The organism is Pirellulaceae bacterium (assembly GCA_019636385.1).
Taxonomy (GTDB): Bacteria; Planctomycetota; Planctomycetia; order Pirellulales; family Pirellulaceae; genus Aureliella.
Map to the genome: position 1 here is coordinate 834,474 of JAHBXT010000003.1, position 21,737 is coordinate 856,210.

The window sequence follows — 21,737 nt, forward strand, 5'->3', positions numbered from 1 at the left end:
GAACTGTTACCGATGCTCGTGATTGAAGGCTAATTCGGGCCGTGCTTTGCGTCTGGTCGCCATTGGTGGTATGATAAGGTTATACCACAATCCCTTCGACAAGGGATTTTATCCTGCCCTAGCTGGCTGTTGAGGGCCAGCTGGAACAGGGTTAGTCTTTAGGCTGACCCTGCCTACCGTTGCCCAGAGTTAAACTCGATGACCGCAATCCTGCTGCTCAAGCCCGCCAATCAAGCTGCAAGTCGTGCCGAACGATCTGTAAGTGCGCGCTTTCGCGGGGTTTCCCGGCACGTAATGATGGCACTGTGTGCAGTGTTTGTATTGCTGGAAACATTACATAACCAGGGGCGCGTGTTCGCTCAAGAACCCGTTCCCATTCGGGCGACTGTCGTGCACCGGGAAGTGGTTCAAGAGGTGCAGACTTTCATTGGAAACGTAACTCCGATTCGCAAGGCGCTCATCGGTAGCGGCGTCGAGGGTCGCGTGGCGGAATTAATGTTTGAAGCCGGTGACGCCGTGATACCCACATCCAGCCCGACCGACCCATTGACGGCTGATTCCTGGCAGCTGGGGGTCCCGCTGGCTCGGCTGCAAACCGATACCGTCGATATCGAACTGGCCGCCGCGCGGTCTGAGTTGAAGTCTCGTCAAGCCATGCACGCCGAGTTGCAAGCCGCATTACCAACCGAAATTCGCCAGGCAGAAGCGACTCAGCGGGCGGCTCAGTCCCGTTTTGAATTGGCCAAGCGGCAGCGGGAACGCGCTGAATCGCTGATGGAGCGTGGACGAGTTGTCTCCGAAAGCGAACTCGAACTGGCGCGCTCGGCGCATCAAGCGTCGCACTTTGAGCTGTTAGCTGCTGAGGCCGACTTGGATCGAATTCAAGAGACACAGCATGCGCGCATGGCACGGCTGGAAGCCAGTATTCTCAATCAATTGGAAGCCATACGTTTGCTGGAAGATCGTCGTCGCAAACATACAGTTTTTGCTCCGTTTGAAGGGATTGTCAGCGCGCGACACGCAGAGCTTGGACAGTGGCTAATGGTGGGCGCGCCGGTGGCCGAAGTGGTGCAAATGAACCCAATTGAAGTCGTGATTACGGTGCCCCAGAATAGTCTGCGCGACTTGCAGCGGTCGATTTCTCGCACTTCGGCAGCACAAGGTCTTTCAGCCAGTTCTGCGTCAACGACGTTGCGACCTGGACTGGCAGCGCAGGTGGTGGTCCATGAAGAAGATCCAGCTGTTCAGGGTGAGGTCATTGCTGTTTTGCCTGCTGCCGATCTGCTGTCGCGGTCTTTCCCGGTCAAGATTCGGGCTCGTAATCCTCGAACGGAATTGGGGTTTCAATTACTTCCCGGCATGCTGGTCAAAGTTCAATTGGCCATTGGTCAGCGACAGCAGCGGTTACTGGCCGACAAAGATGCGCTGGTATTGAACAAAGACGGTCAGTTTGTCGTGCGCGTCGATCGCTCGGTGCAGCCACATCGGGCGCAATTGGTTCCGGTCAAGCTGGGCGCTACGGTGGATCATCGCGTGGAGTTGATAGGCGATGTATCAGAGGAAGATTGGCTTGTGGTAGATGGCAACGAGCGACTTCGCAACGAACAGACGGTTAAAGTTGTTAACAGCGATGATTTGCAAACCACCCCAACACTGTCCGAGTCTAATCCTGTCAGTCAGCCGGTGGCCACGGCCGAAAAACCCAATTCAGGCGCTGTCACCAACTAGAATCTAAGGCTGACGGCAGGTATTCGGCACCTGCCTGACCGATTGTTAGCTCCACACAACGCGAATTCCATGCATCCGATCGCCGCCTTTATTGAGAACCCCGTTAAGGTTTCGGTGGGGGTCATCTTGGTAGTGCTATTTGGCGCTATCTCGCTGTGGGGCATGCCTATCCAACTGGCTCCGAATATCGAGCAACCAATTGTCACCGTTTCAACGGTTTGGCCGGGCGCTAGCCCTTCGGAAGTCGAAAAGGAAATCGTTCAAGCGCAGGAAGAGCGGCTTAGATCTGTCGAAGGCGTCGTCAAGATGAGTGGCGAATGTCGTGAATCGGAAGGTACCATCATTCTTGAATTTGGCGTAGGTACCGATATGGAAGAGGCGGTATTGAAGGTCAATTCGCAACTCCAGCGTGTCAAAACCTATCCGTTAGATGCCGAGCGACCGGTCATTCGCACCTCTGACAATTCGGACGACGCCATTGCTTGGTTTGTGTTGAGCACCTTGCCCCCGGACGACCAACTGTTGACCCGCTTTGCCGAACAAAATCCGCAACATCGTCAGGCAATCGAGCATATTTTGAAAGCTCGTAGCCCAGCGCTCAAGAATCTACGATTGGATGAACTGGCGCAACAGCATGCGGAGGCCGAATCGCTGTTGCCTCCGGCTCGCGATTTGAGTCACTATCGCAAGTACGCCGAAGACTACATCAAGGCAGAATTCGAGCGCGTTGACGGCGTGGCTAAATCCGATGTCTTTGGCGGGCAGATTCCGCAAATGGAAGTGCTGGTCGACGCGGATAAACTTGCAGCTCGGGGACTAACCTTGACGGATGTGCGCACCGCTTTGAGCAACGATCATCGCGATACTTCTGGCGGAAAATTTGACGAGGGTAAGCGTGGCTGGACGGTACGCACCCTAGGCGAATATCGTAGCCCGGATCAGATTGGCCAACAAATTATTCGCCACACTGCGGGACAACCCGTCTATGTCCGCGATGTCGCCGAGGTGCGCTTGGGTTACGAACGACCGACAGGTATGGTGCGTCGATTCGGTGCCACCAACATCTCGATCAATTGCAAACGTGAGCCCGGCGCCAACGTGATGGAAATCATGCGCGGCCTCAAGGCGAAAATGGAACAACTCAATACGGGCAGATTGCGCCGTGAGGGATTGGTCCTTTATCAGGTATACGACGAAACTGAGTACATCAGCTCGGCAGTGGGTTTGGTAAATCAAAATATTATGCTGGGCGGGGCGCTGACGATCATCGTGATGATCTTGTTCTTGCATCTTGATGCCCGGACATGGATTGTCGTGCCGCTGCTGGCGGCAACTGCAGGCTTAGCCGTCCTCTGGTCGGCTTGGTTCTTCATACTCACCTTGGCCATCATCGTGACGGCAGGCTTCTGGTATGCCCGAGGCACTCTGGTGGTAGCTATTGCGATACCCACCAGCATTCTCGGCACATTCATTGTCTTGACCCTGCTAGGGCGATCGTTGAACGTAATTAGTTTGGCGGGCTTAGCGTTTGCGGTGGGTATGTTGGTTGACAATGCCGTTGTGGTTTTGGAAAACATCTATCGCCATCACCAGTCAGGCCAGGGCGCCCGAGACGCAGCTCGAACAGCTAGCTTGGAAGTCTGGGGGGCAGTGCTGGCATCGACGCTGACCACCCTGTTTGTATTCCTGCCGGTACTATTTCTGGAGGGCGAAGTCGGCCAGTTGTTCATCGATATCGCGCTGGCGATCAGTGCTGCCGTAACATTTAGTCTGCTGGTTAGCATTGTTGTAATTCCAACGGCGGCGGCGCGCATACTTAACGATCATTCAGGTACTACCGTGGGTTCAGTTGTCAATTCTGCTGGCGACAAGCTGCCGACGAGCGGCCTGCTGGCTAGGGGTGGTCAGTGGTTTACCGATGCGGTCTGCAATCTCAACCAGTGGATTCAACGCACAACCATGCGCCGAATTTCCACAGTTTTTTTGCTGTTGGCGGGCTCGCTGGGTGCAACCTTGTTTATGCGCCCAGAATTGGAGTATCTACCTGAAGGAAATCGCAACCTTATCTTTGGTATCTTGAATCCGCCACCGGGATACAACATCGAACGCTTGTCCGCCATGGGTCAACAGATCGAGCAGAGAACTCGGCCCAACTGGGACTTCAACGCTGATCAGCTCGCTCAGAAATCCAAGGACTTTGTTGCCATTGACGATTTCTACTATGTCGCTCGGGACAGTGGTGCTTTTCTCGGTTTCCGCGCCTACGATCCGCTGCAGGCCCGCAATTTGATTCCGCTGATTCGCGAAGAGTTCAAGCAAGATTTTCCAGGAACTTTTCTCCATGTTTCACAGTCCAGCCTATTTGGACGCGGCATGTCCGGCGGACGTAGCATCGATGTCGAGATCGTTGGACCTGAGCTGGAAGACCTTGTGAACATCGGCGGTCGAATTCTTGGCGACGTACAAGCTACTTTCCCAGATACAACGCAGGTACGACCCATTCCCAGTCTGGACCTGTCGAGCCCGGAGTTGCATGTGATTCGCAAACCAGAGCAAGGGTCCGAACTTGGAATCAGTAACTCGGAGCTAGGCTTTGTGGTTAGCACCATGGTCGACGGAGCATATATTGCTGACTATTTCTTGGCCGGGCAAAAGGTCAGGTTGGTGCTTCGCACCAATGATAGTTATGCATCACGGACACAGGATTTACAGTCGCGGTACATCGCCACACGTAATATGCGTGCACCGGTTCGCCTGGATGCGCTGGCCGATGTTACGATTACTTCGGGGCCGCAACAGATTCTTCGCCGTGAAGGCCAACGGGCTGTGACTATCCAGGTCTCGCCACCTCCCGAATTGAGCCTGGATCGCTGCATCTCTCAATTGAATTCAGAAATCCTCAGGCCGCTTGAGGAGGACGGTGCGTTAGGCAGCGACTATCAGATCAATCTCAGTGGAACAGCCGACAAATTAGTCCAAACCTGGAATGCGCTACGATGGAATTTCTTATTGGCATTGCTTATCACCTACCTGCTGATGGCCGCCCTGTTTGAGTCCTGGCTTTATCCACTGGTGATCATTTTGACAGTGCCGTTGGCGATGGTCGGCGGAATCTTGGGCTTACAGTTGCTCAATCTGTACTCCAGCCTAGTAGGTGCTCGACCACAGAATCTTGATGTGCTGACCATGTTGGGCTTTGTGATTCTGATTGGTACCGCCATCAATAACGCCATCTTGCTCGTCCATCAGGCGCTGAATCTGATGCGAATTGAGAATATGGATACACAGCGCGCCATCATCCAGTCCGTTCGTACACGAATTCGGCCCATCTTCATGACCACACTCACTACAGTGTTTGGTTTGGCACCGTTGGTCTTCTTTCCTGGCGCTGGTAGTGAATTGTATCGGGGTATCGGTAGCGTCGTTTTCGGGGGGCTGATCGCATCGGCAGTATTTACGCTGGTCATGATCCCGGCCCTATTCAGCCTGGTAATTTCAGTGAAGGATCGCTGGACAGGCCAAGGCTCCTAGCAAGGCAACCTACTAGCCGCGATTGTTCCTCAGAAGGATTCAGTGGGCGGTGCAACCGCCAGCTGCAATTGGTTCTCGACACGCTCGATGCCAGGTTCCATGGCCACCATCTGGCTGAGCAAATCGGCAGTTCGTTGAGAGTTCACTCGACCTGTCAATTGAGCGACGCTCCCGGAGATTTGGAGCTGCACTTCCGATCCGCCAATTCGGAATACTCGTTCCTGTAACCGCTGCTGTACCAAGTTAACGCGTTGGACGTCAACCTGCCCAAACGGCTGTACATCGACGACATCATCAAGAGCGAGTTCCAGTCGCGGGTAGTAAAGGCCCGATGCTGGCTGCGGCGGTAGCGGACGATTCAGTCGTCGCGATTCATCAGGCTTAACTCTTAGGGTCTCGGTCGCCGGTCGAACACGCCCGGTAGCCACGGCTTGTTGAGCACCTACGAATCCTGCCTGACTGGTGCGGCTAGCACCGACAAACTCGCGCTTCGACCGATTGCCGCGCAAAAAGCGTTCGTTACCACTCAGCACGCCGGGCTGCGCGTCAGGTCGCTGGCCGAACATTTGGGCGCTAGCCGTGCTGTTCCATTGACAGCAGATAAATGCAAGAACCAGTACTACGAGCAGCTGTTGGTTGAATCTCATGACTATACCGATCTAGTGTTTGAGGTTGTGGGCATTAGGGGAGCGATTCCAGAATTCGGCTGGGTTCCGATCAACGCCCGCGGAGACCTGTATCATGAAGGGTTGAAACTAGGATCGCTCGCGAAGCGCGCCATTTGCACTGCCAGACTCCCCTGCATTGGATACCCTGGACAGTGCTTCGGCGACAGATTGCCCAAGTGATATTTTAATTGGCTGGCGATTGACCTGAATCAAGGCATGATCCTGGTGAATCTCTGTCACTTCAATATCGTGCAACGCAAGAGGCAATCGCTGTCTAGCATTCAGCACTTCCGTTTGACCGGAAGCGTCAATCGAGAACCAGACCTGTGACTGACCATTGCGGTCGGTGGTGATAGCTTTCAACTGCACATCCATCAAAGCCTTGGCAAATCCACGAGCAAACAAATTGCGACTTACCAATTCCGTTTGCACGCTGGCGGGTGGTCGTCGATCCTTCGCGAGCTGCCAGGTGCTCAGCGAATCTTTGCGAGTAGAGCCGTTAAGGCTCAGTACCTCGATAGTCAAATTTCCATCCAATTCGCCTCCGGCACCCAGCGGATTAAAAGCTACGGAAGTGATCTTGTGTAACTGCGCCGCGTTCTGGAACTCGCTCAGCAAATCAGACCATTGCGCCAATGTGCCTTGTCCGCGCAAGGAGTATGTGATCGAATGCCCTACCAGTACTCGCTGGCGGCGTTCCGTACGCGAACGAATTTCAATGCGCCGTGGCAATGCGGCATCAACCGAAGCCGATCGCAACTGATGCTCGCTGACCAGCCGCAACAGCCAATCCTGGTATGCAGCCCGAGCCAGTTGTGGTTCATAGGGCAAAGCCCGCTGCTGATAACTATCAAGCCTTTGAACCGCCTTCTGAGCCGCCTTGTATTGGCTATCCAGGTCGTTCCGCTGCTGCCCCAGCCGTACCAAGTCTGCCGACAAACGTTGCGTCGGCTCCTCAATCTGCGTGCGATAAAGTCGATCGGCGCCGTATAGTCCAAACACAAGACCGGCGGCGAGCAACAGCAATTGCGTCCGTCGATTCATAATGCTGGCTCCGATTCTGACCGATCGCCTTCTGCTTGATACGCTCGCCAATCCGGTGGCTCAACATCGAAGGTTAGCCGCGTCTCAAATTGCCAGGGATATTCGATTGCCTCTGGGCTGTGGTTAATACGCTTGCTGGACACCGAGTACTTGACGCTGCGCAGCCGATTCTCGAGCTCGGCGATATCCTCTGGCTGCGAGACTTGCACGGACAGGTCGATGATGCCTTGGTGCCCTAAAGCCGAAGCGTTCAAGCGGCGAACTGTGGCGTTTTGGCCATTGGGCAATCGCTGGGAAACTTCGCTTAACACCCCCAGCCAATTAACTTGGTTGGCCAGCCAAGTCTCAACCACATTTACTTGATCTGACTTTTCTTGAAATCTAGCCAGTTGCTTTTGCTCCTGCGCCACTTCAGCTTCTAGATTGGCCACCTGTTCTTCAAGTTGCCAGACATCTGACTTTAGAGCGCCGCCAGCGATGCTCAGGGCTACGGATGCCGCCATCGCCCACAGTACCGGCCGTACCCATGGCTTGGGTGGCGCAGGTGAAAGTTTGGGTGCCAATAGATTGACAATCAATTGGTCATTCAAAGCATCCCAAGCGGCACCATACAGAGGCACTATAGAATCGTTCATGCTGTCCAAAGTGCTGGAAGCGTGCCGCGATTCAACGACATCCCAATCTGCAGCTGCATTGAGCGTACATACTTCAAGGGTTTGCCGTTGAGATCGCAATCCTTCCGCCAGCCGTTGACCAGTCGCGTGCGCATGTTGCACATACCAACGACGCGGCAAGGATTCAATTTCGTGCGGCAAAAGCGTCAAACATCGCTCGGTCTCCAGTAAGAGCTGCTCGGCGACACGCTCGATGTCGTCTAGGTTTACGCGCATCGAGCGAAAAATCAGCGGGCGAGTGCCGTGGCATAGCGAAAGTTCAACTTCGCCATGATAAAGTTGCACCACAATGTTTAGTACAGCCTGATCGCTGCTGGCACGCCTTAGCGTAGACAGTGCTGCCAATTGCCGGACACACACGGCCGAGAGTCGCCAACCAGCCTGGGCTGCATCCGCGCGTAGGCTGTCAATCCATGAAGCTGCAACGGCAAAAGCCATTACCTGTTGAGATTCCATAGAATCTGGCGAGGTAACCAGGAAATCGACCGCCGGCGGGATTTCAGATTCTCCTAATTGCCGATCGACTTCTATGGCCACCAAATCAGGCAATTCACCTGAGCTGGCAGCCGGCAAGTTCAAGGTCAATACGTCCACTTCAGGTCGTGAGAGCAGGGCGACCAAAGGTAGCGCAGCATGTCCACTGGGCTGCAGGTGCGCGGCCAACGCGCTCAGCGCAGTTGTGCTGCCGCTGTAGGAGACACTGCCAAGCTCCACTATTTGATGGCGTTTGCCAGTGCGATGGGCCACTAGATACCAAACAGTTTCCCGATCCCAGAAGGCGGCGACCAGTTTTGTTGGAGGTTTCCAACGGCGGCGAACCGGGAGAATACTTTGTAGCGACCAATTGTCAAATACTCTCATTGCATACTCTCAGTCCTAGCAGTGGCGACTCCGCGTTGTTGTTGGGATAAATCAACTCCAGACAATTCGTCGGTCGTAAAGCCACGATCCCACTGATGCCAAGTTTGAAAATCGCGAATAATTGCTGGACGAACCTTTGCGTCAATGCATGCGGTGCAGCGAAATAGAGTACTTCGATCGTCTAGGAAGCCGACGACCTGGCATGAGTAAACATCGCTACGAGTCGTCAGGTAGGGCTCAATTGAAACTAAACGCGACAAATCGAGCGCACCTTCCGCCAGCAAACGTTCTAGTAGTCCAGTACCTGAATCTTGATCAAAACCTACTCCTGCCAGTCGCGACCGGTGGCTCACAATGGCCTCGGCAAGCGCACGGTCCATTCCGGGGATGGCCATCAACACCGGTAGTGGAGCCTCGGTCAAGTCAATTCTTCCTTCAAACGAAGCTCTGCCGTCAACCGCGACTTCAACCAGTAAGGTATTAAGATAATTGCCCGCCCGGACAATTTCAGCTGAAAAAGGACTGGCCATTCGTCGTTTGCGACTATTCCTGGCGCTGCCAGCAGTTGAGTCGGCAGAATCTTGCACCTCAACAACTGCATCAATTAACTCGACTGGCGAGCGAAGTTGATAGCTGGCCGGAATCGCAAAGTTCGGTGGCTCGATCTGTGCGGACATCGTGTCTGTTGAAGGTGCTGGCGACTGTGATGGCGGCGGTGTCGAAACAGTATTGGTCTGCCCCAAAGTTGAGCTGCTACCGCCAGACGCAGCAGGCCTTGAGCGTGGAACCCGACCAGCAGCAGAACGCCTTCTTGCCGAGGGGCCATACTGCCGAAATGCAACGGCAAAATTTGCTTGTTCAGCCGTCCAAATCTCCAGCAACTGCCGATGCAGTTCACGTAGATCAGGTTGATTCAAGTCGATGCGGCGTCGTCCGCTAGGAGTCTCGTTGCGACCCCCGCTATGCCACGTCACAAAACGATTCCAAGTTGGAACCACGATATCCCCAACTGCCTCGCCTCCAGATCCAGCCGCGCCACCAGCCATTGGCATTTCAGCTTCACGAATTGTTGAATTCCGTATCGAGCTAGCTGTGGAGCCATTTCGGTAGGGAGCAGCAATCGCATTACTGCGTAATGCAAGTTCGATCGTGTCTACCTGATAATTTCGGTTTGAATCGAAGCCCTGCCACAGCTCATCCAACTCTGGTCCGGATGGCAATTGATTGGACAATCGACTGAGCCACGCATCGATGACTGGCGCTGTTGCGCCCGGGAGCGAGAGCAGTACTTGTCGCGCATGCCCTGGACGCTCGCGATCCCAGGCCAACAGCGAGGGTAAGTGAATCTTGGCCGACTCATTTTCCAATCCAAAGACAAACCGTTGAGTCAGGTTTGTGCCCGGGGAGGCTTGATCTTGCATTACCTCAAGGGATTCGGCAGCGTTCGGCACTGGCATTGGCGACACGATACTTGTTCGCCAGACCGGCTCATGTTCAATGCTACGACTAACCTCCTCTTCCAGTCCAACGCGGACACTGGCAAATAGCTCAGGATTGTCGCTTAAATTGCCCAGCGACCGGCGGACATTCATCGGCTGCTCGAGGATATTGGCAACAAGTTCAAGCCCACTTTCAGCGGCTAGGCGGGCATGCACTTGTTGCTCGTGCAATCGCGTCCAGCGATACTGACTATTCATCAGAAAGGCATATCCATAAGCGCTCATGGCTGCCATGACGACCAGCACCAACACTACCAGCAGTGCCATTCCTTCTCGTTGAGTTGAACGCAACGTCATGGTGAAGTTCCGACAAGGGCATCCGGGCTCGTTTCACCAGTATCGGTAGAACTTGACATACTACCTTCTGATTTGTTCCCAACGCACACAACGACATATACATCGGCTGGGTTCGCCGGGTCGCGTAGCAAAGTACCTTGCTCGCCATCAGCGCTGGCGGAATTCAGTGTTGACTTACTGAATGACTGTTGAACTAGGGGTTGTGGCGACTCGAACTGCGTCTGACCGACAACACCAACGCGATCCGTGGCAAAATCACGGGCCCCACCGATCGATGGATACTTTGAACTGTGCTCGGCGGTCGGCAAATTGAAAACTAAGGCCACTGCGGTAGGCAGCCGACGGTTACTTTGACTATTCCAATTCGATCGCCATGCGGAGCCGTCGCAGTATAAAAAGCGCGGGCTTGACAAACCTGGCAAGCGCACAGAATTGTCTTCCATACCGTTCCAAGGTTCAGCATCAACTGTTTGGCGGTACAGATCGGCTGCCGACAATTCACGCTGAGAATTGTCGGCCAATTGCGAAGCAGCGTTACTAGCAACATTCAGGGGGCGATATTCCCGTCGAACCATGATCCATTTCTCGGAGGCTGGCTGATCTAGCATGCTTGACCTGCTAGGTGTTCCCAAACCAGCTTGGGATTCATCGAGTTCGAGCCGATATTCGACTTGGGCCGTCGCCATGCGTCCGCCATCGCCGAATGTTCGGCGTGCCGAGTTGCTTTGCGGAGGCCATTCAGGCTGGCTGGCCACACCAATGTCGGTTGCTGACGATTCGAGATCGTCTTGATCGACGATTTGCTTCAATAGGTCAATCGGATGCGGTTGCAGGAGCACGGTGGCGGAAAAGCCGAATTCATCGCCGCGAAACATGGCAGGTGATGGTGACTTTTGATCGGCCACCAAAACAGTGTTCTGCGGGAGGATTCGCATCAGATCCTGCTGTAACCAGACTCGCGAGGCGCGTACCACCTCGATGCGCTGAACCAGTTCGCGACCCCGCCGCTCTGCGTTCTGGTAAGTATTCAGAATGCTCCAAGCTGCGGTCAGTAGAGCGGCCAGCAGTCCCAGTGCAATCATGAGTTCCAGCAATGAATAAGCAGGTCGCAGGCTAGCCAGAGTTGGTGTCACTAGGCTCTGGCGAACATAGCTGGCGACGCCAGACGGCGGACATCGGTCGGCCGCCTGCCGAACTGGAATTGGAGGACGTCGAGCCGGTCCATTGAAACTTTGCTGAGAAGTAGTTCTTAGCACGCCTATTCCAGCAAGACTCACAACCGTCCACCTCCGCCAGCGTCGCGCATGGCCCTGGCTGGCGGTGCAACTTGAGCAGCCTCAGTCGCCGAGCCGGAATCTAGCGCTTCTATGGGCCGGCGTGCCAAGCGGCTGAGTCTGCACAGCGGCTCACGCGCTTCACTTGACCCGGTTACATCACCGTCAAATACCTCGACAATCACCCGTTGAAGTGTGGATACACGATTCTCATTTGGGCCGCCTGGGGACACAGGGCCTTTTGGGGATACAGCACTTGGCCCTCCGCCTGGGGACAGAGCACTTGATGATTCTGAAGTGACTTGGTTAAAGTCCGTCGTGATAATCCGATAGCTCATCGGAATCGGGCCGTCGAGGGGCCCTGTCCAATCCGTCTGCCGGCTATCCTGCGGAAAAACCGCCAGAAACTCGTCCAGGACGGACTGTGCGGCGGCGTACGCCAACGTCTGGCGCTCGGCTCTGGTGCCAAATCTGGCTCCTGCTCCAACGACCGAAACTAGAATCATAGCGCTGCCCGCCAAAACGGCAGTGGCAATGATGACTTCGAGCAGCGAAAAGCCGGTGCGATAGGGACTATCTAGCTTTTTTCGCCGACCGTCCCAGCAAACGTAGCGCCCCCAAGTCCCAAGTCCTAAAGTCGAAAGTTCAGGTACGGTTTGTCGCCGGAGCCATGCGTCGAGAGTTCTAAGTCGATTTTGCACAAGTCGACTCATGGGATAATCTCCACTGCACCGGTCATGGCCCGATAGAGTACGGTTATGGTTTGGTTGACCTGCTGGTCGCGCAGGCGTATGTGCGCGTCGCGCCCCAACCCGTCTGCCGCAATTGCCAGCCACCATGTCTTGGGCGAAGCAGATGGATCGAACTCCTCGGTCGACAAATTCTGCTGCATCACCAACGTTGTTGGCGCGCCATCCGTTGTGGGCAGTAGCGTACCCACCGCGCCGTCGGTCGAACTAAAGTCGGTGACCGGAGCAGTGATCGACCAATAGACCTGGTCGATCACTACGTTGGTGGGGAATCGATAGCGGCTGGCTGAAGCCTGTGTGGCTGCGTCGAAGCGAGACAGCGTTTGGGCAGCAGTGCTACCGTGAGAGCGATTGGCATCCAAACTCTGGGCTAACTGGTCGAAGCTACCATACGTTACCTGGCTTGAGCCGGCAGCCAGCTCCACCATGTGCACCTGGCCGCGCTCGAGTGCTTGATGTCGAGTCTGATCTAAGACATCTCGTAGTCCCTGAGCGGCTTCGCTGAGTGCAGACCGCTGTAGTGGCTTGCTTAAACTGGGCCAGACCAGCGCGGTCGCACCGACCATGACCGACAATACGATCATCAATTCCAGCAAGCTAAATGCAGCTCGCACTGCGCGAAATATGGTCGTGTGTCGAATCACCCTGCGCCTCGATCGGCCGTCACACTTTGGTGTGTTACCGCGTTGCCTGAGCACTGCCAGTGTTTCCAGCGGCGGCATCCTCCTGATCCTGCACCGCGCGATTGCTGATGTCGTCGCTCGTACCTGGTTGACGATCCGGTCCCATCGAGAAAATCAATGGAAAGTCCGAGGCTTGATCTTGATCAGCGCCATCGCTGGCCAGTTGGTCAGCACCGGCATACTCATATTGCAAGGCACTGCCCCAGGGATCGACAGGCAATTTGCCATCTTCCAGATAGGGGCCAGACCAATTGCGAGCCAGTGACTCATCTTCAGGGGCCTTGACCAACATTTCCAGACCTTCTTCGGTGATTGGAAAGCTACGCATGTCGGCCGCATACAGCTTAAGCGCAGCGACAACATTGCCGATTTGTAACTGAGCGGTACGAATGTCAGCCTTCTTCTGTGTGCCCAAAAGTCGTGGTCCCACGACGGCCATCAAGCCCACCAAGATGATCAAGACGATCATGACTTCCAGCAGCGTCAAGCCGCGACGATTATTTCCGTGTTTCACTGATTCAGCTCCCCATTTCAATAGAGTTTCGGTAAACCAAGGCGACTAACCGACCGATGCATTCAGGTCAAATACAGGCAGCAGCACGCCAACGATAACAAACATAACCAGACACCCGATAACCACCAGGGTCAGCGGTTCGATCAATCTGACCAGGACTTCCAATCTTCTTTCGATACGATTGTCGATTCGATCCGCGATTTTCACTAGTACTTCGTCCAGTGTGTTGGATTCTTCGGCCACGCGAATCATGGCCATAACTTGCGGTGGAATCAGGCCACTCGCAGCCAGGGGTTTCGATAGCGAATCCCCTGCCGTGATGTTATCTGCAGAGTTTAGCATCGCATCGGCCAGCAACATATTTCCGGTTGACTCGCTACTAATCTTCAGTGACTTAAGTAGCGGTACCCCATTGCGTAGCAGGGTCCCCAACACTCGGCAGGCGCGTGATACCGCTGCATCATGAAACACACCACCTAAAATCGGTATTTTCAGTTTTGTACGATCCAGCCAGCGTCGGCCCGCTTGGGTCTTTAGCAGTCGATAAACCCCATAGCTGATCGCCGCCAAGCCGGCTGCCACCAAGACGCCATACTGCATCAGTGTATGGCTGGCACCCAACAGCAGCACCGTGACCAATGGCAAGCCCGCCCCCGTCTGCTCCAAGCGATCAAAGAACGGCTGAAACTTGGGAACCATGAATACGATCATGACAGTCACGATCACCGTTCCAACGCTGGCCAAAATCAAGGGGTAGGTCAAGGCGCTCACGATCTTGCCTCGCATCTCATCTTGTTTGCGTAAAAAGACACTGGTTCGCTGCAAGGCTTCTTCCAGGAAGGCCCCCTCTTGACCTGCGCGAATCATGCTCAACGTTAGCTCGGAAAAAATCGCGGACTCTTGAGCCATCGCTTGATCTAGCGTGCTACCTTGTGACACTTGATCATGAATCCTGAGAACGGCCTGCTTCAAACGCGGATTCTCCGTAGCGTCCGCCAATATTTTCAGACCGTCCAGCATCGCCACGCCGCCACTGAGCAAATCTGACAGCTGCGAGCAGAAGTCTGCAACCTGCTCCTTCTTGATGCGGACTGGCAATTCGAAAGTCGACCATGAACCAACGCTGGGCGTAATGTCCGTGACCTTCATCGGATATAGCGATTGATCGCGCAGCCGCTGCAAGGCTTCTCCTCGAGTGGCTGCACTCATCTTACCAGAGTGCATCTGGCCGGCCAGCGATTTGGCCGTGTAAGCGAAGTCAGGCATCGCGAAAATCTCAGTCGGCCTTGGTGACCCGCAGTACCTCGTCCAGAGTCGTTGTACCGTTGAGCACTTTATTCCAACCATCCATGCGCAGGGTGTGCATTCCGTTCTTCATTGCCGATTGCTTGATAACGTCCGACGTAATCCGCTCGGTAACGAGTTGTCGAATTTCTTCGTTGGCCACCAACAATTCGTAGATGCCAATTCGCCCACGGTAGCCAGTACGGCGACAGGCTTCACAGCCACCAGGACGGTAGAGTTTCAAGTTCGGATTCAGTCGCGCTTCAGCCGGAAAATCGCTCGGCAAATCATTGGGGTCCGGGCGATAGGATTCCTTGCACTCATCGCACAACACGCGCACCAATCGCTGAGCCAGTACGCCTGAAATCGTGCTCGCTACCAGAAACGGCTCAACTCCCATATCGCATAATCGCATGAAAGCGCTAGCCGCATCGTTGGTGTGCAGGGTACTGAAAACCATGTGACCCGTCAGCGATGCCTGGGTAGCATTTTCGGCAGTCTCCAAATCCCGAATTTCGCCGACCAGCACCACATCCGGATCATGCCGCAGAATGGCTCGCAAGCACGCAGCAAACGTCAAACCAACTTTGGCGTGGACCTGGATCTGATTGATGCCTTCCAGTTGATACTCGATCGGGTCTTCAGTCGTGATGATTTTTACTTCTTCCGACTTAATTTCACTCAGCGCGCTATACAGCGTCGTGGTCTTGCCCGAACCGGTCGGGCCAGTCACAAGCACGATGCCGTGCGGCTGGCGGATCAGTTGCTGGAATTGGTCGTGCACGGCTTCCGGCATGCCAATGCCGCGCAACGAGAATTTCAAGTTCGACTTATCGAGCACGCGCATGACGACGCTTTCGCCGTGCAGCATCGGAATTACAGACACGCGAATGTCGATCTCGCGACCGCTGAGCCGCAGTTTGATACGTCCGTCTTGGGGCACTCGCTTTTCAGCGATGTTCAGCCGAGCCATAATCTTCAGGCGGCTGATGATGGCGGCGCAGAAGTGGTTCATTTCCGGCGGAGTAGGTTGCTTTTGCAAAACACCGTCAACGCGATATCGCAGCTTGAGTCCACCCTCTTGAGACTCAATGTGAATATCGCTTGCGCGAGCTTCGATGGCTTCGGTTAGAATCTCATTTACCAGTCGAACGACTGACGCCTGCTGCGCCTCTTCGACAACTTCCAAACTATTGGCATCTAAGCCCTCGAGGATCTCCGCATCACCGGTTTGCAGACGCTGCAAGGCAATCAATCCATCAATCGTCTCTGCACCCACGCCCAAGTGCCGCTTAATCAGCCGTTGGATCATTTCGGGAGCTGCTACAACCGGATGCACCTCCAACTCCAGCGCTGAAGCCACGGTATCAACCGCTGCGAAATCAAATGGATTGCTGATGGCTAGCTTGAGCCAATTGTCGCCGCGCTCCAGGGGAAATATCTCATGGCGATGAATCAACTTGATTGGAAATCCATCCAATGCCTGAGCATCCAAATCCAATTCTTCGGACTCAAGACACTCCAGCCCCATGGAACGTGCTGCAACCGCCAGCAGGTGGTTTGCATTATCGAAATCCCATTGGTCGGCCAAGGTGTCAATCGGCTCGCCTTCGCGAAGACAATCGGCCACTTGGCGTAGTTGGGTCGAGTCGAGCCGGGTTTCAAGCAGTTTCGCATTGGTAAGCATCGCAGTTGGTCCTTCCAAGGGTGGGACGACTCAATTCCGTGAGCCGTGTGGTGGGTGGGTCAGCCAGTGAGTCAACTGGTCGCGGCCGAAGAGGAGGACCGCAGGGTTGAACTCTGTTGGCTGGTGAACAACCAGCGGGTGGCCGTTTGGGCCATCGACTAGTTGCAGTCACATTCAAGGTGGGATTTTATAGGTGGGATATTGGTGCTTGAGGCAGGATCGCCACGTTGCTTCAAAGCCATGTCTGGTTTATCGGCAAGGGGCGTTTAACAGCTTCCAATATCGGGACATGTTAGCATTAAAAGTGGCCTACGTCAATTTATGCCGTTTATGCTGGCTTGCGGGTGGAGGTGGTTCGCAGCTGCCCGCTGTGCAAAACTGCTCGTTATCCGCTCCTGTCAGGTATTTCATAAAACTCCGTAAGTCCTTTTGGTAAATAGACTTAGGGGTAAAAGCATCGCCTTTGGCTGCGGGTGAGCAACCCTCTGGAAAATGCCGACAGGGAATACTCCATTGGTGGGGGGGTAGCATTTCACCTGCTCATCCTGGAGCGGCCCGTCGGAAATAGGCTAGAATACCGCCCCAATAGACGTAACTCTGAGCTACTTTCTGAACGGCTTAGCGAGCGTGTGGTAAGCGGGGGCTAGGCTGGAGGTGCAACCCAGCTTTTGGCGTGCGAGGTACATGCTGCAGCTGTTGCGTCGGCCAGGTAGCTATTGTTCGGTGGCGGCGGGTGCGGAGTCAGTTCTATTGTGGCCTTGAAGCGAAATTGCGGATGCTGAACTCGATGCCGGATTACCAGTATTATCGGCGCGCCCTCCAGGGGCTGCCGCTGCCGTTGGCCTACCTCGACCTGGATCTCTTGGATGACAATATCACAGCGATTTTGTCGTCTGCGCGAAACCTGCCGATTCGGATTGCCACCAAGTCGGTCCGGTGTACTCACGTGTTGCGTTACCTACTCAGTAGCTCTTCTCAGTTTCAGGGCTTAATGACCTTTAGCATTCCCGAATCGCTGTTCCTGGCGGACAACGGTTTCGACGACCTGTTAGTTGGTTACCCCAATACCAACCGGCAGCAGCTAGCGGCGCTGGTCACCGCCAATCTACTGGGCAAGACCATCATCCCGATGGTCGATTGCCGCGAACAGATGCAGCGACTTCAAGATGCCGCCGAGGAGATTGGTTTCGACCAACCGGTCTGTGTGGACGTGGACATGTCATCCAAGTTTCCATTGTTACATTTTGGTGCCCACCGGTCGCCGCTGGATAGCATTGAAAAGTTCCGCCGGTTTCTGGATGATCTCGACAAAATGCCGCGACTCAAACTCGTAGGCATCATGGGCTATGAAGCTCAAATCGCTGGAGTAGGCGACGCCAGCCCCTTTAACGGGCTCAAGAATCCGCTAATCAAGTTGCTAAAAAGGCGATCGATTCCGGAATTAACCAAGCGCCGCCAGCAGGCGTACAAGCTGGCTGTTGAGCGTGGCCACCCGATCTGCTTGGTCAACGGCGGCGGCACCGGCAGCATCGACTCAACGCGCCAAGACACCAGCGTGACCGAAATCACCGTTGGCTCTGGCTTTTACTGCTCGGCACTGTTTGATTACTACTCTAGTTTTCGACTCAAGCCTGCTGCTGGATTTGCCCTCGAAGTAACTCGACAATGGTCCGATCACGTATTTACCCTTAGCGGCGGCGGATACATCGCGTCAGGCAGCATCAATCCAGACAAGCAACCCGTGCCCTATCTTCCGGCAGGTGTCAAACTCTTTAAGGACGAGGGCGCGGGCGAAGTTCAAAGTCCGTTTACGTATACCGGCGTAGAACCATTGGGGCTGGGGGACCCTGTCTTCATGCGCCACGCCAAGGCCGGCGAACTGTGCGAGCGGTTTCAGCAGTTGCACCTCATTCGTGCCGGAAAAGTCGTCCAGATCGTCCCCACCTACCGCGGACAAGGGCAGTGCTTCTTGTAGGTCAGCCAGAATGCTGCTCAAGGCAGGTAACTGGCCACAGGTAATAGGCCATGCGAGCGGTCTGGCCGCAGCGACCGTCGCGTTTGCCGTGTTCCGACTAGGACACGGCTGTCCGGCTAAAGTGGCTACTGGAATATTCTTGAAGATTGATGGCCTAGGTGGCACGGCTGTCTCAAAGCTGCGCGGACTAACTACACAGCGACCGCCACTTCGGATACATTGATTTTCATTTGTCGAGGAGACATTTTGCCATGACCGTAGTTGAAACTCCCCGCGTGTCCACGCACAGCACAATTACCGTTCGTAATCCCATGGACGGCAAGGTTGTCTATAGTGTCTCACAGGCGACTGCCGAGGCGATCCAAGACACGATGCAACGCTCGCGACAAGCAGCCGCGCAGATCGCCGCCATGCCGATCGAAGAACGCGTACGGCAGGTTCAGCGTTTGCAATACTGGATCGTAGAGAATAGCGAATTCATAATCGACTCCATCTTGGCAGAAACGGGCAAGTCGCGGTTCGACGCGTTCGCATCGGAAGTCTTCAGCGTCTGCGATGTGATCGACGTATTCGCTAAACTAGCGCCTAAGATTCTCGCCGACCGCCAAGTGAAGACACCGATTTTCTTAATGGGTAAGAAGTCTCGTATCACCTATCAGCCACTGGGCACAGTGCTGATGATCACACCCTGGAATTATCCGTTCTATCAAGGCATTGTGCCAACCGTGACCGCGTTCCTGGCCGGCAATGCGGTGGTGCTCAAGCCTTCCGAAGTCACTCCGCTCAAGCCGGTATGGGACAAACTGCTGACCGAAAGCGGCTTTTGCCGCGATGCCTTGTTAGTGGTCTACGGCGGTCGTGAGACTGGCACCCAGTTGATCGAGGCGCTACCAGATAAAGTTCACTTCACCGGTAGTGTTGCCGCAGGTAAAAAGGTGATGGCACAGTGTGCACCGCATTTGATTCCTGTGGACCTGGAACTGGGTGGCAAGGACCCTGGAATCGTCTTCGACGACGTTGATCTGGAACGCACAGTAAACGGCGTACTGTGGGGTTCGTTCACCACTTCGGGCCAAGCCTGTACCTCACTCGAACGCTTGTATGTGCAGGACTCGATCTATGACGCCTTTGTCAAACTACTGGTGGAACGCACCAAGCAAATTCGCAGTTCGACACCGGGTGCCGACACTAGCCGCTGCGATAGCTTTGACATGGGAACGATTACGGCACCGTATCAAATTGCCACCATTGAAAACCACATCAGCGAAGCGGTCAGTCAAGGTGCGAAACTGCTGTGTGGCGGGCCGCGCGAGCATGGCTCGCACCACATTCCGCCAACCGTCGTGGCCGATGTGACTCACGCTATGAAGCTGGGCCGCGAGGAAACATTTGGACCGGTGGTAGCGGTGATGCGGTTTAGTACGGAGCAAGAAGCCATTCGGCTGGCTAATGAATCCAGCTACGGCCTGGGCGCATCGGTCTGGTCACGCGATTTAGTGCGAGCAGTCCGCGTTGCCAAGGCGCTCAAGACCGGCAATGTGTCGATCAACAACCATATGATTACACAAGCCAATCCCTGGCTGCCGTTCGGCGGTGTGAAACATAGCGGTTTTGGGCGGCTGAAGGGCGAACACGGTTTGTTAGGATTCTGCAACGTCAAGTCGATTGGTATCGACAAGCAAGGCAGCAAAATCGACTCTCACTGGTATCCATTTACCAAAGAAAAATATCAGCTCATGAGCAACATGCTAAAACATTATTTTGGTAGACGGCGTAGCTGGATTCGATTCTTGGCCAGCGCGCTGCGCATGGATTCAATGGGCAAGAAACAAAAGTTCAAGTGATGGCTGGCCAGCGTCACCAATATGTCGTTGTTGGAGCTGGAGCTGCCGGCGGTGTCGTGGCCTACAATCTGCAAAGGCAGGGGGCCGATGTGCTACTGCTCGAAGCCGGTAAGCATTTCACCAAGGACACGTTTCCGAAAAACGAAGCGGATGTTTCCGCCCAGCTTTATTGGGGCGGTGGCATCGAACTGACTCGCAACGCCTCGATGGGGTTTCTGCGAGGCAAAGCGGTTGGCGGGTCGACTATCGTCAACCAAGCTCTCCTTGACCGGTTTGATGATGTAGCGCTGCAAGATTGGCGCAGCCGCTCAGGAGTTTCGTTCTTCTCCACGGCGGCGCTCCAGCCCTACTACGCCAAGGTCGATGCGTTCCTGAAAAGCCACGTGTTCCATGAGAGTGAGTTCAACACCAGCGCCAAATTGATCTCGGCTGCCATGACCGACTTGGGCTACAAGTGGAAGTACTTGCGAAGGGCTCAGGCGGACTGCGGCTGGCAGAGAGGCAACGACTGCATCGCGTGCCTGGGAGGTTGCCATCGCGACTCGAAGCAGAGCAGTCTGGTAACCTACATTCGCCAAGCTCAAGCCGCTGGGCTGAAAATTAGTCCAGATACCATGGTTCACAAGATCCAACCCGCTGAAACCCATGTGGAAATTCAGGCGACGCGCGGCGGCCAGCCGATTGCGTTCGAGGCCCAGCACTTGGTGTTGTGTGCTGGTTCGTTTGGCACGACGCAATTGTTGCTGCGATCCGGAATGCGGTCGCAATACCCGTCTCTCGGCAATAATTTTGCAGCTCATCCCCAGTACATGTCGTTTGGTCGATTCGATCAGCCCGTGAACGCGCATCAAGGATATTTTCAGACGATTGCCTCCAGCGACCCGGCTTTTCGACTCCAAGGCTTTAAGATCGAAGTTGTCTACGCTCCGCCTGTCAGCGTCGCCTTGCTCTTTCCAGCCATCGGCCGCGAACATCATCGATTGATGCGCAACTACACACATTATTCCTGCGTCGAGGTGGCCATCCGCGACGAGAACATCGGGCGATTGAGCATCGATCGGAGCGGTCGCTTGTTAATTGACAAGCCATTGACCAGCGCCGACCAACGCAAGCGAGATGCCGGGCTACAGGTAGTCAGGAACATCATGGTCCAAGCCGGAGCTCAGGAAGTGATACAGTCGCCAGTCTATTTCGGCTTGCACCTGATGGGCGGAGCGGTCATGGGCACCGACGCTCGCCACTCCGTCGTCAACCCAGACTTCCAGCTCCATCACCATCGGCGAGTTTCCGTTGTGGATTCGTCAATCTTCCCCGCTGCCCCCGGCATCAATCCCTCGTTGACCATTTATGCGTTGGGAGAAATGCTGAGTGAAAAACTGCGTTAAGTAGTGTTGCAATCGAATCGCGAATCGGTCGAAAACGTTG

General features: G+C 54.7%; 15 protein-coding genes. 5 read left to right on the forward strand and 10 right to left on the reverse strand.

Annotation, left to right across the window (positions count from 1 at the left end):
• The first annotated feature begins 198 nt into the window (after positions 1-198).
• Together KF752_13930 and KF752_13935 are read left to right on the forward strand one after the other, a co-directional pair.
• The gene (locus tag KF752_13930) at positions 199-1,728 is read left to right on the forward strand and encodes an efflux RND transporter periplasmic adaptor subunit (protein MBX3422648.1); all 1,530 of its coding nucleotides are present in this window, start codon (positions 199-201) and stop codon (positions 1,726-1,728) included.
• Between the two features lie 69 nt (positions 1,729-1,797).
• A complete protein-coding gene (locus KF752_13935; protein ID MBX3422649.1) occupies positions 1,798-5,259 on the forward strand; it encodes an efflux RND transporter permease subunit in 3,462 nt (1,153 codons plus the stop codon).
• A 29-nt stretch (positions 5,260-5,288) separates the two neighbouring features.
• On the opposite strand, the gene KF752_13940 is transcribed toward KF752_13935, so the two are convergent.
• The 10 genes from KF752_13940 to KF752_13985 form a co-directional block, all read right to left on the reverse strand.
• Positions 5,289-5,906: a hypothetical protein gene (locus KF752_13940; GenBank protein MBX3422650.1), complete on the reverse strand. Its 618-nt coding sequence runs from the start codon at positions 5,904-5,906 to the stop codon at positions 5,289-5,291.
• A 108-nt stretch (positions 5,907-6,014) separates the two neighbouring features.
• On the reverse strand, positions 6,015-6,971 hold the full coding sequence (locus KF752_13945) for a hypothetical protein (protein ID MBX3422651.1): 957 nt from the start codon (positions 6,969-6,971) through the stop codon (positions 6,015-6,017).
• On the reverse strand, positions 6,968-8,506 hold the full coding sequence (locus KF752_13950) for a hypothetical protein (GenBank protein MBX3422652.1): 1,539 nt from the start codon (positions 8,504-8,506) through the stop codon (positions 6,968-6,970). Before KF752_13950 ends, KF752_13945 begins: the two co-directional genes overlap by 4 nt.
• Positions 8,503-10,302, reverse strand: a complete 1,800-nt coding sequence (locus tag KF752_13955; GenBank protein MBX3422653.1) for a hypothetical protein — start codon at positions 10,300-10,302, stop codon at positions 8,503-8,505. Before KF752_13955 ends, KF752_13950 begins: the two co-directional genes overlap by 4 nt.
• Positions 10,299-11,579 (reverse strand): hypothetical protein, encoded by a 1,281-nt coding sequence (locus tag KF752_13960; GenBank protein ID MBX3422654.1) that lies wholly within the window; start codon positions 11,577-11,579, stop codon positions 10,299-10,301. The genes KF752_13955 and KF752_13960 overlap by 4 nt, the downstream gene beginning before the upstream one ends.
• Positions 11,576-12,289, reverse strand: coding sequence for a type II secretion system protein (locus KF752_13965; GenBank protein ID MBX3422655.1), 714 nt, complete (start codon positions 12,287-12,289; stop codon positions 11,576-11,578). The genes KF752_13960 and KF752_13965 overlap by 4 nt, the downstream gene beginning before the upstream one ends.
• Positions 12,286-12,969: a type II secretion system protein gene (locus KF752_13970; GenBank protein MBX3422656.1), complete on the reverse strand. Its 684-nt coding sequence runs from the start codon at positions 12,967-12,969 to the stop codon at positions 12,286-12,288. Before KF752_13970 ends, KF752_13965 begins: the two co-directional genes overlap by 4 nt.
• Before the next feature lie 34 nt (positions 12,970-13,003).
• Entirely contained in the window at positions 13,004-13,522 is a 519-nt protein-coding gene (gspG, locus tag KF752_13975) for a type II secretion system major pseudopilin GspG (GenBank protein ID MBX3422657.1), read from the reverse strand.
• A 45-nt stretch (positions 13,523-13,567) separates the two neighbouring features.
• Positions 13,568-14,788, reverse strand: a complete 1,221-nt coding sequence (locus KF752_13980) for a type II secretion system F family protein (protein ID MBX3422658.1) — start codon at positions 14,786-14,788, stop codon at positions 13,568-13,570.
• Between the two features lie 10 nt (positions 14,789-14,798).
• Positions 14,799-16,493 (reverse strand): type II/IV secretion system protein, encoded by a 1,695-nt coding sequence (locus KF752_13985; GenBank protein ID MBX3422659.1) that lies wholly within the window; start codon positions 16,491-16,493, stop codon positions 14,799-14,801.
• Positions 16,494-17,268: 775 nt separating this feature from the next.
• Between KF752_13985 and KF752_13990 the strand changes: the two genes are divergently transcribed.
• The 3 genes from KF752_13990 to KF752_14000 all read left to right on the forward strand — a co-directional run bounded on the left by KF752_13990 (position 17,269) and on the right by KF752_14000 (position 21,697).
• Complete coding sequence (locus KF752_13990) at positions 17,269-18,468, forward strand: amino acid deaminase/aldolase (protein ID MBX3422660.1); 1,200 nt, start codon at positions 17,269-17,271, stop codon at positions 18,466-18,468.
• A gap of 251 nt (positions 18,469-18,719) precedes the next feature.
• Positions 18,720-20,312 carry an aldehyde dehydrogenase family protein gene (locus tag KF752_13995; protein ID MBX3422661.1) on the forward strand — a complete coding sequence of 531 codons (1,593 nt, stop codon included), beginning with the start codon at positions 18,720-18,722 and terminating at the stop codon, positions 20,310-20,312.
• On the forward strand, positions 20,312-21,697 hold the full coding sequence (locus tag KF752_14000; GenBank protein MBX3422662.1) for a GMC family oxidoreductase: 1,386 nt from the start codon (positions 20,312-20,314) through the stop codon (positions 21,695-21,697). The genes KF752_13995 and KF752_14000 overlap by 1 nt, the downstream gene beginning before the upstream one ends.
• Positions 21,698-21,737: the final 40 nt, after the last annotated feature.

Bases quoted from the DNA above. Each gene is read 5' to 3' on its own strand.
- KF752_13930 (MBX3422648.1), top strand. From the start codon at position 199: ATGACCGCAATCCTGCTGCTCAAGCCCGCCAATCAAGCTGCAAGTCGT.
- KF752_13935 (MBX3422649.1), top strand. From the start codon at position 1,798: ATGCATCCGATCGCCGCCTTTATTGAGAACCCCGTTAAGGTTTCGGTG.
- KF752_13940 (MBX3422650.1), bottom strand. From the start codon at position 5,906: ATGAGATTCAACCAACAGCTGCTCGTAGTACTGGTTCTTGCATTTATC.
- KF752_13945 (MBX3422651.1), bottom strand. From the start codon at position 6,971: ATGAATCGACGGACGCAATTGCTGTTGCTCGCCGCCGGTCTTGTGTTT.
- KF752_13950 (MBX3422652.1), bottom strand. From the start codon at position 8,506: ATGAGAGTATTTGACAATTGGTCGCTACAAAGTATTCTCCCGGTTCGC.
- KF752_13955 (MBX3422653.1), bottom strand. From the start codon at position 10,302: ATGACGTTGCGTTCAACTCAACGAGAAGGAATGGCACTGCTGGTAGTG.
- KF752_13965 (MBX3422655.1), bottom strand. From the start codon at position 12,289: ATGAGTCGACTTGTGCAAAATCGACTTAGAACTCTCGACGCATGGCTC.
- KF752_13980 (MBX3422658.1), bottom strand. From the start codon at position 14,788: ATGCCTGACTTCGCTTACACGGCCAAATCGCTGGCCGGCCAGATGCAC.
- KF752_13985 (MBX3422659.1), bottom strand. From the start codon at position 16,493: ATGCTTACCAATGCGAAACTGCTTGAAACCCGGCTCGACTCGACCCAA.
- KF752_13990 (MBX3422660.1), top strand. From the start codon at position 17,269: ATGCTGAACTCGATGCCGGATTACCAGTATTATCGGCGCGCCCTCCAG.
- KF752_13995 (MBX3422661.1), top strand. From the start codon at position 18,720: ATGACCGTAGTTGAAACTCCCCGCGTGTCCACGCACAGCACAATTACC.
- KF752_14000 (MBX3422662.1), top strand. From the start codon at position 20,312: ATGGCTGGCCAGCGTCACCAATATGTCGTTGTTGGAGCTGGAGCTGCC.